A 12,326-nucleotide genomic window follows, 5' to 3' on the forward strand; every position below is an offset into this window, starting at 1 on the left:
AGGCGTTAGGTGACTTGGTTATTGTTGGTTTACCAGGACCGGCGCTCACCGCCCTTTCAGCGCCGCCGCCTCCGCCGCCGCGTCCAGCGGGTCGCCTGCCGTCATCGCCTGCGCGTCGGCCATCAGCGTCGCCATCGGCGATCCGGCCTGGGCATAGGTCGTGCCGCCTGCGCCACTCATGTCCCCGCGCAGCTGCTCGATCCGCCATGGTCCGCGCCCCTGCGCACAGGCGATGCCGCCGGTCGTGCCCTGTTCGAAGGTGCGGCACAGGCCGCCCGCGCGGTTGCGGAAGGTGATGCCGATGCGGACCGGGCCGCTGTCCGTGGCCGAGGCCAGCTGGGTGTCGAGCGCGTGGGCGAGCTGTCCCTGCGCGACCGCCGTGCCACCGTCGAAGCTGAGATCGCTGCCCGATCGCGGCACGAACTGTCCGAGTAGCAGCCCGGCGACGAGGCTGGCGGCGATCTTGCCGTACCAGCGTTGCGGTTTGGACTTTGCGGCGCGGGTCGGGAAGGGGACGACATTGGCGTCGCGCTTCAGCAGCGCCTCGACCCCCGCCGGCATCGGTTGCGCGTCGAGCCCGGCGAATGCGCCGCGCAGCTTCGCGGTCAGCGCGCGGTGACGGTCGACCTCCGCTGCCAGTGCCGGGTCGGCGGCGATGGCGCGTTCGACGCGTTTCGCGGTCAACGGATCGAGCTCGCCATCGGCATAGGCGGCGAGCGTTTCGGGGTCGATCGTCATGCCGCTTCTCCCAAGGCACCGAGCAATGCGTCGCGCCCGCGCACGAGGCGCGAGGTCAGCGTGCCGATGGGAATGTCGAGGATCTCGGCGGCTTCCCTGTAGGCAAAGCCCTCCACCATCACCAGCGCGATCACCTCGCGCTGTTCGGGAGGCAGCTTGCCCATCGCCCGGCCGATATTGTGCATTTCCACCGCCATTTCCTGTTCCCCATGTGCGCCGATCGCATCGCCCTGTTCGGCGGGGACGAAGGTTTCGCCGGCCCGGCTTCGGCTGCGCACCGTGTCGATCCACAGGTTGCGCAGGATGCGGATCGCCCAGGCGTCGATCCGCGTGCCCGGCTGCCACTGGTCGCGGCGCAGCAGCGCGCGCTCGACGCCCGCCTGCAACAGATCGTCGGCATCGGCGGGGTTGCGGGCCAGCGCATAGGCTACCCGGCGCAGCCGCGGCAGATGCGGGAGCAGTTCGTCTTCGAAGCGCACCTTCGTCCTTTCGTCGCGCCTTGGGGATGAAACGGATGGCACCGTCCGTTTCATCCGGCATGAAGATGGAAAGATCGTATAGCAGGCGGGGCGCGATGGGTCGGGCGAAACTCTGGGGTGTGCTGGCGCTGTTGCTGCCGGTGCCGGCATCGGCGCAGTTGCTGCCACAGGTGCCGTCGCTGCCGTCCTTGCCCGGACCGGTCGGGGGGGCGGTGGACGGGGTGCGCCGGGCGCTGCCGGTCGAGGAGACGCTGTCGAACGCCCGGCAACTGGTGCGACAATCGGTCGAGCGCGCGCGGGACCTGGCGCGGCGCTATCCCGACCGGATCGAGCTGGACCGCGACGGCAATCCGGTGCGCGCCGGCGAGGTGACGCTGAGCGATCCCGATCCTGCGCTGCTGAAACTGGCGGAGGCGGCGGGGTTCCGGGTGATCGAAAGCGAGCGGTTCGAGGAACTGGGTATCGGCTTCGCCCGGCTGCGCGCGCCCGCCGGGCTGTTGGCGGTCAAGGCGGTGCGGCGGCTCGGGCGGATATTGGGAGTCGATCGGGTGGCGACCGATCCGATTTATAGCGCGAGTGGGGTGGGAGCGGTGCCCTCTACCTCCGAGCGTACCCCCGCGCAGGCGGGGGCCCAAGGGCGGCAGGCGATGGCGCGGCCTGATTCTGGACCCCCGCCTGCGCGGGGGTACGGCGTGTTTGCGGGGGCAGGCAGTCGCATCGGCATCATCGATGGCGGCGTTGGCCCCGGCACCCCCGGCCTTGCCGCGCAACAGGGCTTTGCCGAGGGTGCGCCGCGCGCCAACGACCATGCGGTCGCCATCGCGTCGCTGTTGACCGGGGGCGGGGGGATCAAGGCCGCGGCACCCGGTGCGGCGCTGGCGGTGGCCGATGTCTATGGCAGCGATCCGGCAGGCGGCAGCGCCAGCGGCATCGCCCGCGCGCTGGCATGGATGGTGCGGGGGCGGGTGCCGGTGGTGGTCGTCAGCCTTGCCGGTCCGGCCGATCCGCTGCTGGCGCGCTTCGTCGCGGCGGCGCGGGCGCGCGGCACGGTGGTGGTCGCCGCGGTCGGCAATGCCGGGCCGGCGGCGCCCCCCGCCTATCCGGCCAGCTACCCACAGGTGATCGCGGTCACCGGCATCGATGCGCGCGGGCGGCCGCTGATCGAGGCGGGGCGGGCGCGGCACCTCGACTATGCCGCGCCGGGGGCGGACATGCTGGCGCTGAATGCTGCCGGGCAGGCGCGGCCGGTGCGCGGGACATCCTTCGCCGCGCCGCTGGTGGCGGCACGGCTGTCGGCGGTCTGGGACGGCGACGTGGTAGGATCGCTGGCGCGGCTCGACCGCGAGGCGAAGGACAGGAGCGGTCGCACCGGGCGGGGCGTGGTATGTGGCGAGTGTCGGACGCCGGTACGGTAGGGCGCCCCTCAACGATGTTCGTACTCCCGCGCAGGCGAGACCTCTGCGAAAGTCGGACCTTCAGTCCCAATTCCATCGTACCCTGGCGGAGGCCGGGGACCAGTTGGCAAGGCGTTTCCGTACGTTACGGACGTCCCCCGCTGGGCCCAGGCCTTCGCCGGGGTACGGGAGAGGAAGCGAAAACCACTTCTCCCGCAAAAAATCGCACCGGCCGGGATTAAACCAAAAACGGCATCCGTTCCCCTTTGCGAAGCGCCTGTGCGGCGTGACGACAAAGGAGACATTGCGATGAAGACTCTGTTCCTGATGGGCGCGGCGCTGGCCGCAGTGACGATCACCCCGGCTTCGGCGCAGCTGCTGGGCGGCGGTGGTGGGCTGACCGGTGGGCTGGGCGGCAGCCTGAGCGGTGGCCTTGGCGGCAATGTCGGCGGTACGTTCGATCGGAGCGTCGCCCCGACCATCGACCGCGTCCGCGACCGCGCCGACACCAGCGTCCGCAGCGCGCGGCGTGGCAGCGGCGAGGTGATCGCCGAACGCCGCGTCGATCGCCGCAGTGGCCGTGTTCGTGCCGGTGGATCGGCGCGTGGCGACGGTGCGTCCGATGGTAGCGTGCAAGCGCTGGGCGGCGTGCTCGGTGGGTCGGGCAACGGTTCGGGGAGCGCCTCGGGCAGTGCCGATGCGCAGTTGATCGGGACCGATGCGGTCCGCTCGACCGTCGGGTCGGCGCGCGACCGGGTTCAGAATGGTGTCGCCACCACCCGCGACCGGGTACAGGGTATCGCCGGTGCGGCGCGCGACCGGGCGCAGGGCGCGGTCGGCGCGGTGCAGGGCGGCGCAGGTAGCCTGAATGGTGCTGCCTCGGGCAGCGGTACCGGTTCGGTCAGAGGCGGATCGGCGTCGGGCTCGGGCGAAGGGGCGCTGTCGCTGATGGGTAGCGGGGCGATCCCGGCGCTGAACCCCGGCAGCATGGTGCACGATGCGAAGGGCGAGGCGATCGGCCGCGTCCAGTCGGTCCGTCGCAACGCCGCGGGCAAGGTCGAGGCAGTGACGATGGCGGTTGGCCGCCGCACCGCGACGCTGCCCGCCGATAACTTCGGCGTACAGGGCGACGTGCTGGTCTCGGCAATGGGCGAGGGTCAGGTACAGCGCGCCGCGAAGGATCAGGCGGCGGAATAAGCCGGATCGGGACGGCATCACTCCCCACCGAAACCGTCCCGGCCCGCCCCTTCCCATGTCGGGAGGGGGCGGTTTTTCGTTTCGTGCGGAGGCATTGGTTCACGCGAAGGCGCGACGGCACGAAGAAGAATTGGTTCGCGCAAAGGCGCGAAGGACGCAAAGAGGGTGCGTTTGGGGCACTGCCTCCTGCGCCAGCGGGCTCCTTGCAGGTTGCAATGGGTGCAGCGGTTTCCCGATTACGAGCCGGTCGTTCGGGAGGTGATCCTCTGCGTCCTTTGCGCCTTTGCGCGAACCAATCTTCTTCGTGCTCCCCGAGCCGTTACGCCACCTGAAAAACCCGCGCCCCGACCGGAGCGCGGACTCCCCGGATCAGAAGCGCAACCGTACCCCGGTGCTGATCGCCTCGCGGTGATCGTCCTTGCCGGTCTGGGCCGACACGGTCGAGAACAGGTCGAGACCGTCGGTCACGCGCTGGACGAGGCCGGCGCTAACGGTGCCGACTGCCTGTGCCCGGCCCGCGCCGAGCGCCACCAGGCCGAGCGGTCCGCCGGCATAGCCCGCCACCGCATCGGCACGCTGGCCCTCGATCTGGTAGCGCACGCCCAGCGACACGAACGGCCGGAACGCGGCGTCCGACGTCTCCGCCCGGGCAAGGCCGACGCCCGCATCGGCGAAGCCAGCGACATGGCGGTCGGCAGCGACGGTCAGTGCGAACGGACCGCCCGCCTCGACCAACCGGTCGCGCGCGGTGCGGACATAGGTCACCCCGGCACGCGGCCGTAGTGCCCAATCGCCCATGTCGATCGTGTAATGCGCCGACAGGTCGCTGACGAGGCTGTTGAGGTCGTAGCTGGCACGCGAGGCGACGCTGGCCGGCAAGGTGCGGTCGGTGTCCGCCTGGCCGGCATTGTACGCGATCGATGCGCCGAAACCGAAATTGCCGGCTTCGTACCGGCCATGGACGCCCGCGACCCAGCCATCGATATCGCTGCGTGCAGCGAGCGTATCGATCCGCTGGCGGCTGTTGAGATAGCCGCCGAACACCCCGACCGACCAGCTGCTGTCGCCATAGCCGACGCCACCGACAAAGCCGTAGCTGGTCGTGCGCGCCCGCGACACGCCGGTATCGGCATCCGCGGCGAGGCGGTACCAGCTGCCGATCGCCTGGCCGAAGGTAAAGCCACCGGGCTCGCTGCGGTTCGGGGCGAAGCCCGGACCGCGGGCGATGTCGGTCAGCGCCAGTGCGTTCTCGACGCCCGCCTGGGTTGCGGTGGCATAGGCTTCGGGAGTCAGGCGCGCGAATGCCTGCGGGTTCGACGCACCGTTGCTGGTGGTCAGCGCCGGCAGCACCGCGAACAGCGCACTGGTCGCGGGCTGGGTCTGCAGCACGGTGTTGGCATAGGCGACCGAGCGGCTGACCTGCGGGCTGAAGCCGGCATCGTTCAGGAACTGGCCGAGCAGCTGGATGCGGTCGGTGCGCTGGACGATGAAGCCGAACAGGCTGTCGTGCTTCTGGATCGTGGTGAAGCTGCCGGTGATGCCGCCGCTGGCGGTGATGAGGTCGTAGCTGGCGCCCGGACGCAGCGTGCCGCTCTGCGTGAGTTGCAGCGTCGAACCCGATGCGATCGCGAGCGTGCCGTTGATGACCAGCTTGTCCTGCGCGGTGGGCGTGAATTCGAACACCGACGTCGAGCCCGAGGCGAGCGAGACATTGCCGTTGACGGTCATCGTGCCCGGCGATGCGCCGGGGCTGAGGATGCCCGCGACGGTAACGTTGCCGTTGACGGTGCCCGCCGAGCCGAAGGTCGCGCCGCTGCGCACCGCGAACGTCCCGTTCAGTACCGATCCGGCCAGCCCGACCAAGCGCCCGCCGGTCATGTCGACGCTGCCGAGCGTCGCATTGCCCGAGACGGTGGCGAAACCGCCCGACATCGCCAGCGCCTCGACATTGGTGACGGTGGTGAACGCCGTGTTGCCGCCGGTGATCGCCAGGGTATCGCTGCCTGCGCCGCCATCGACCGCGCCGGTGAAGCCGCCGGCGATGGTGAAGCGCTGATCGCCGCTGCCGAAGCGAACCTGCGGCGCCGTGAGCGTCGATCCGCTGGCCACCGTCAGGCTGGTGCCGGCATTGACGGTGTCATAGGCGTGGGTGCCGGTCAGCGTCAGCGTGCCGGTGCCTTCGCTGGCGAGGGTTTCGAAGCCGGTCAGCGTGGTGCTGGCGAGGCTGCGATCACCGGTCAGGATGAGGGTCGCCGTATCGCTGCCCGCACCGCCCGCGACGGTGCCGGTGAGCGTACCGGCTAGACGGAGCGCATCGTTGCCTGCCCCCAGGTCGATGACCCCGGCGAGCGTGCCGCCCGACGCGATCGTTAGCGTCTGCGCGCCATCGCCGAACGACAGCGGTGCGTTGGCGGTGCCGAGCGTGCCGGCAACGGTCAGCGCGCCATTGGTGAGCGCGACCTGTTCGAAGCCGGTCGCGGTTCCGGTCAGCGTGATCGGGCCGGTATTGGTGAAAGCGAGGGTGTCGGTGCCCGCGCCGGCATCATAGCTGCCCGCGACGGTCTGTGCGGCGAAGGTCAGGCTGTCATTGCCCGCCCCCAGATCGACGACCCCGGCGAGCGTGCCGCCCGACGCGACCGTCAGCGCCTGCGCGCCGTCACCGAACGACAGGGCGCTACCCGCCGAACCCAGCATGCCGGCGATGTTGAGTGCTCCGCCGGTCAGCGCGACCTGTTCGAACCCGGTTGCGGTTCCGAGCAGCGTCACCGGACCGGTATTGGTGAAGGCAAGCGTATCGCTGCCCGTGCCGCCGTCATAACGTCCGGCAGCCAGCTGCGTGCCCAGTGCCAGCATGTCGTTGCCCGCGCCCAGCGCGACCGAGGCGACATCGCCATCGACCATCAGCTGCTCGTTGGCATCCGAGCCGGTAACGGTGCCGAGCGAGAAACCGTTCAACGTCGCCGACAGGCCGGTGCCGGTCAGCGCCACCGCCTCGAAGCTCTGGTCGAGCGCGAGGGTCAGCGTACCGGTGCCCTCGATCGACAGCCGCTCGAACCCGGTGCGCGCGTTGATACCGCTGGGGTTGCCCGCCAGCACGACGCCATAAATGTCGGTGCCGCTGCCGCCATCGACGCCGCCGGCAACGCTGCTGTTCGCGCCCTCGACGAAGCTGTCGTCGCCTTCGCCCAACAGCACCGCGCCGCCGATCGTCCCGCGATTAACGACCCGGTCGTTGCCCGCACCCAGCGTGACGCCGCCAGCGATCGTGCCGTCATTCTCGACCGTTTCGATGGCGTCGGACCCGGTGATGGTGAACGGACCGTCGCTGGCCAGCGTCTGCCCGGCGGCGACGCCGATCGTGCCGCCGATCAGGTCGATCGTGTTCAGGCGGAAGTTACCGGTATAGCTGACATTGCCCGACCCGGTCTGGCTGAAGCGTTCGAAATTGACGAACTGGTCGCCATTGACGGTACCGCCGCCGGTCGCATCGATGATGAAGGTGTCGGTGCCGGCCCCGGCATCGACCGTGCCGATCATGACCGCCGAGGCACGCTGCAGGAAGGTATCGTCGCCTTCGCCAAGGAACACATTGCCCTCAATCCGGCCGAGATTATCGATCCGGTCGTTGCCGGCGGCAAGGTCGATCGAGCCGATGATCGTGCCGGTGTTGGTGATGCGGTCGTCGCCCGAATCCGTTTGGATCGCGCCGGCGAAATAGGTGCGGCCGGCATAATAGGCCAACAGGTCGTCTTCGGTAACGGTGGTTCCCGTACCGCCGCGGATCGTGCCGGCATTGGTGAGATCCAGTGCCCCCCCGGTTAGCACGGCGACCGACTTCTCCCCGGTCGCCTCGATCGTGCCGGTGGCGGCGTTGGTGATCCGGGCCGCATCATTGAGGCCGGGCGATACGAACAGCCCGACCGCGAGATCGGTATAGGTCTGCGTCGTGTTCGTGAAATAATCATAATAGACGCGTTCGGCACCGCCGCCATTGGCGCGGATCGTGCCGGCGTTGGTGACGATATGCGTTGCAGGAGCGCTGACGTCGGTGGACAGGGTGAAGCTGCTGATGCCGACGGCGGTGCCGCTCGTTCCTGTCGTCTCGATCGTGCCGGTATTGGCGAACGTGATCGTTACCGGCGCTTCGTTTACCGATTCTACGGAAAGCTGAACCCCGATCCCGCCAAAATTGTCGCCTTGGAAACCGGTGATGGTGCCGCTGTTGGTGAAAGATATCGACATGGGATCGGTCGAGATCGGAGGATCGTTGGGCATGGGCACGCCGAACGGAGGACGGCGGTACAGCGTTGCGCGCAACCCGCCAGCTATTGTCCCGTCGTTGTTGGCGGCGATCGTCCTGCCATTGTTGACGTTCAGTTCGACGGCCGCTTCGTTGAGGCCATTGCTGGCCAGGTTGCCGCTATTGGCGAAGTTCAGCGTTTCGCCGACGTAGATCGACACCGCGGAATCGATCGAGGTGGCGGTGCCGATCGTGCCGCTGTTGGCGAAGCTGCGGACCGGACCATAGAAGCTGCCGGTGATCGTTCCCTGGTTGGTGAAGCCGCCCAGCGGTGTACCTTCGCTGATCGTGCCGTTCGGATTGAACGTGCTGGGGCTGTCGACGAACGCGTCGCCGTTGATCGTCGCCGTGCTGATGATCGTGCCGTCGCCCGACAGGTTGAGATTGCCGGCCAGCGGCGCATCTGCGCGTGCGGTGACAACGGTATCGCTACCTATCGCGCGGACACCCAGCACCTCGAACCCAATACCGGCGAGTACGGTGGGGTCCAGTGTGACCGTATCGCTGCTACGGTGGGCCTGGATCAGCGTATCCAGCCCGTCACCGCCGTCGATCCGACCGCTGACGCCGAAAGTCGAAAAGAAGACCAGCTTGTCCCCGCTTTGACCGAACAGCAGGTCGCCATCGATCGTGCCACCATCGGCGACATAGGTTGCGGGCGCATAGGACCGGTAACCGCTGCCATATCCCAGATCGACCGAGCCGGTGATCGTGCCGGCATTAGTCAGCGTACCGCCGCCGGACCGGATCGCCGGACCGTTCGCCCCGCCGATGATCGTACCGCCCACCTGATTGTCGATGGTCGTCGTATATCCGTTGCCCGCGAAGATCGCGAGCGCCCCCGAACTGGCGATGCGGCCGCTGTTGACCAGACTGAAAGATGCGTAGTCACCTGCGATCGCCGTATCTGTTACATTGATGGTGCCGGTGTTGGTCAATGCCGCGCCGCTATTGGCGATGCGGATGCCGATCGCAGCCCGTCCTCCTGCCATCTGGGTGATGGTGCCGTTGTTGACGACCGTCGTGCCGCCGTTGATGCCGATCGTCCCGTCCAGGCTGATCGTGCCGTTGTTGATGACCTGCGTTGCGTTGCTGTAACCGTAATAATTGGGCGCGATCGCTGCGAAGCGGCTGTACAGATTAACGGAATTGCTGCGATCGGCGGCGATGATCGTGCCTTCGTTGACGAAGGTACCAGTACCGCTCATCCCCACCGCCGCACCGTAGAACGTGTTGGCATCGCTGCGCGTGAGGGTGATTGTGCCGCGGCTCGTCAGCGTCAGGTCATTGTCTACCGCGGACTGCACGCCGAAGGTCGGCGTGGCCAACATGCGGATCGCCGGGTCCGTCGTCGCGGTGATGTCGGCGGTCAAATCGACGGTGCCGCGACCCGACACGATCACCGGCCGCGTACCGGCCGCACCGGTCAGGGTCAGCGTCACGTCGTCGAGCACGTCATAGCCGACAGAGGCAAAGCCGGTCGGCGCCGCCCCCAGCGCGACCGCCCTGTCCTCGCGAACACGTAGCCGCAGTTCGGCATTGTTGCCCGTCACCCGGCCATTGATTCCGGCAAACGCGCCCGGGCCGGTATTGACGAACTCGGTCACGAGCATGTCGCCGCGACCCAGCGTCAGATCGCCGTTCAGCACACTGCCGGGCAGCGCGAAATATCGGTTGCCGGAACCGTAATATGGCTGGTTGGCGTTGCCGAGCAGAACGTTGCCGTTGATGGCCCCGGCATTGGAAATGCTGTTGCCGGTATTGAAGTAGCTAATGCCGGGGGGTTGCGCGGTGATCGCCAGCGGACCCGATATGACGCCGCTCGCCAGATTGCTGATCGTGCCATAGCCGCCCAGTACCACCCCGGCCGTTGTTCCCCGGATCGTGCCGCTGTTGTCGAGGAAGGTGGAACCCATGCTGGCACCGACCACGCCTTCGATCAGGCCGGCATTGACATGGTCGGTGCCATAGCCGCTGAGCGACAGCCCGGCGCCGCCCGTCGAGCGGATCACACCGGTCGCGCTGTTGGTAAAGGAACCCGACAGCGACAATGCGGTGTCTCCGGCAGTGATCGTACCGTCGTTGAGGAAACCGATCGACCCAGACAGGCTCACCCCGTTGCGTACGGCGCTGATCGATCCGCTATTTTCGAACCGACTGGAAAAACCGTAAAAATTGATCGCGTACGATCCGGAAGCGTTGTTCGTCGACGCAATCGACCCGGCATTGACGACGGTCGGCAGGGAGCTGCCAAATCCTTCAGCGGCAAATATCTCCCCCGGACTACTCAGCGTCGCGCGGTTCAAGAGCGTTCCGCGACCGGACAGCAACAACGTACCCCCCGTGGTGAAGCCGCTGTCCAGCGTCGTCGTGACGCCTTCGTCGATCGAGAGTGCGACCTGTTCGAACGTCGAGGGCAGCGTCAACGGCGCGGCGACCGTCTGATCGGTCGCGAAGCGGACGCGTACCGTATCGATGCCGGCTCCGCCATCGATCGCACCGTCGATACCATATTGCAGTTGCGTGCCGTCATAGGTCGCGACCAGCGTATCCCTACCCGCGCCCAGGCGGAGCGACCCGGTGATCCGACCGGCAGTGGAATTCACCACGCTGCCATCCCCATAGGGGCCACTGTTGGCAATCACGTTGCCGGTGATCGTGCCGGCATTGGTCAGACGCAAGGCGGAACCGGAATCGATCGCGGTGGTGCCGGCCGTGCCGATACGGCCGGTCGCGGTGTTGATGATCCCCATCCCGTACACCGACGCCAACGCCGCCCCGCTACCGAGGTTTTCGATGGTCCCGCTGTTGGTCAGGCTGTTCAGGCCGCTGGTATTGGCGATCGTCGCGACGTCGCTGTTCGAGATGATCGTGCCGCTGTTGGTGGCGCTGTATCCGCTGTATCCGCCGCGGATCGCGCTGCGGCTGCCTCCGTCGATCGTTCCCGCGTTGTTCAGGGCTTCGAGATTGCCGGAGATCGCGCCGATTGTGCCACCGGTCCGATTCGTAATCGAGACGGTGCCCGTATCCAGAACAAGTGCGATCCCACTGGTTCCGCTGATGTCACCACTATTGTCGATAGTGACATAGCCATAGCCGTAATAGCCCTGGCCTGCGCGGTTGACGATCAGGCCATTGTTTCCGGTAATCCGCCCACCGGCAGCGACGTTCAGGACCAGCGATTGCAAGTAATAGCCGCTGGACGAGGATTCTATGGCGTGACTGATGCCGGCATCCCGGCCGCCATCAACCAATCCGCTGACCGACACCGAAACCGGGTCGTAACCGTTGATCAGGGGGAGCCGTACGGCGATCGCGGGTCCGTTCGAACCATTTACCGTGGCATCCTGCTCGACGACGACCTTCGTACCGCGCGTGGTGACGACTAGGCCGTCGGCATCGGTGCCAGAACAGGTGGTCGTACCGCTCGTTACCGTCGGATCGGGCGTGCATTGCGCGAAAGCCGGTCCGGCAAGCATCAGCGCCATCGTCAGCGCACTCGATTCCAACGCACGCACGCGTACCCGCCGCGGCTGCGACACGCTATTCCGACCGATCATGACATCCCCCTTGATGGGGGATGACGCTATCGACCAAGTCACCTGCTGTCGAGGCTCTATGCAAAGAACTCCAGACAATTCGACAGAGCCGACGCTCATAGGGAGGGGGGCAGCCACGGTAGTCGACGGATGACGGATGTTGTTTCGTGCCGATCAGGGGCGCTAAACCGGCAATGGCCGACACGACACCGGTCGAACGGGCAGCAATATCAACGCACTGTTCTAGAATAGATCACATTTTGCTTGAATATCGATCGATTTGTTACGACCGTGGTTAATAATGCGCGTAGCACCGTGATCCGCTGTGCCAAAACCGGTCGCAAGGTTCAGAAAAAGAAGCTTAGTAGTTGCGCCCGAATGGCGGGCACGGTTGCTCTTTTGCTTGCCATGGAATATTTCGCCGCGATTGATGCGGGGATTAAGCCATGACCATAACGTCGGATGCAGAAAATTATATAATTCAAAATTATACTTACATGTCTAATATAAAATACGTAGATATATCGATATTAGGTCGTGATGATGATGAAAATCTGGCAGATATATCAAATATAGATAAATTTCTGTATCCTTCTATCGGCTACATAGAAAATTCAGATGGGTACTTAACGATATCATTTTCATTTTTTATCCAAGCGGATCTAGTTTTGCCGAATGG

The 12,326-nt window shown here is 66.3% G+C and carries 6 protein-coding genes; 3 read left to right on the forward strand and 3 right to left on the reverse strand.

The window, feature by feature from the left end; all coding sequences use genetic code 11:
• Positions 1 to 45: 45 nt before the first annotated feature.
• Both ASE59_RS09755 and ASE59_RS09760 read right to left on the reverse strand, forming a co-directional pair.
• Positions 46 to 738, reverse strand: coding sequence for an anti-sigma factor family protein (locus ASE59_RS09755; RefSeq protein WP_056455566.1), 693 nt, complete (start codon positions 736 to 738; stop codon positions 46 to 48).
• A complete protein-coding gene (locus ASE59_RS09760) occupies positions 735 to 1,217 on the reverse strand; it encodes an RNA polymerase sigma factor (protein ID WP_056455567.1) in 483 nt (160 codons plus the stop codon). Before ASE59_RS09760 ends, ASE59_RS09755 begins: the two co-directional genes overlap by 4 nt.
• Before the next feature lie 95 nt (positions 1,218 to 1,312).
• Here ASE59_RS09760 and ASE59_RS09765 point away from each other — a divergent pair, with 95 nt between their 5' ends.
• Both ASE59_RS09765 and ASE59_RS09770 read left to right on the forward strand, forming a co-directional pair.
• On the forward strand, positions 1,313 to 2,632 hold the full coding sequence (locus ASE59_RS09765) for a S8 family serine peptidase (protein WP_082458200.1): 1,320 nt from the start codon (positions 1,313 to 1,315) through the stop codon (positions 2,630 to 2,632).
• Between the two features lie 288 nt (positions 2,633 to 2,920).
• Complete coding sequence (locus ASE59_RS09770) at positions 2,921 to 3,808, forward strand: hypothetical protein (protein WP_056455571.1); 888 nt, start codon at positions 2,921 to 2,923, stop codon at positions 3,806 to 3,808.
• Positions 3,809 to 4,177: 369 nt separating this feature from the next.
• On the opposite strand, the gene ASE59_RS09775 is transcribed toward ASE59_RS09770, so the two are convergent.
• A complete protein-coding gene (locus ASE59_RS09775; protein WP_056455573.1) occupies positions 4,178 to 11,668 on the reverse strand; it encodes an autotransporter outer membrane beta-barrel domain-containing protein in 7,491 nt (2,496 codons plus the stop codon).
• 243 nt (positions 11,669 to 11,911) lie between these two features.
• On the opposite strand from ASE59_RS09775, the gene ASE59_RS19730 reads away from it, so the two are divergent.
• Complete coding sequence (locus ASE59_RS19730) at positions 11,912 to 12,097, forward strand: hypothetical protein (protein WP_156359994.1); 186 nt, start codon at positions 11,912 to 11,914, stop codon at positions 12,095 to 12,097.
• The last annotated feature ends 229 nt before the right edge of the window (positions 12,098 to 12,326 follow it).

This window comes from Sphingomonas sp. Leaf10 (assembly GCF_001421245.1).
GTDB lineage: Bacteria > Pseudomonadota > Alphaproteobacteria > Sphingomonadales > Sphingomonadaceae > Sphingomonas.

Coding starts and splice junctions, on each gene's coding strand:
- ASE59_RS09770 (WP_056455571.1), top strand. CDS start 2,921: ATGAAGACTCTGTTCCTGATGGGCGCGGCGCTGGCCGCAGTGACGATC.
- ASE59_RS09765 (WP_082458200.1), top strand. CDS start 1,313: ATGGGTCGGGCGAAACTCTGGGGTGTGCTGGCGCTGTTGCTGCCGGTG.
- ASE59_RS09775 (WP_056455573.1), bottom strand. CDS start 11,668: ATGATCGGTCGGAATAGCGTGTCGCAGCCGCGGCGGGTACGCGTGCGT.
- ASE59_RS09755 (WP_056455566.1), bottom strand. CDS start 738: ATGACGATCGACCCCGAAACGCTCGCCGCCTATGCCGATGGCGAGCTC.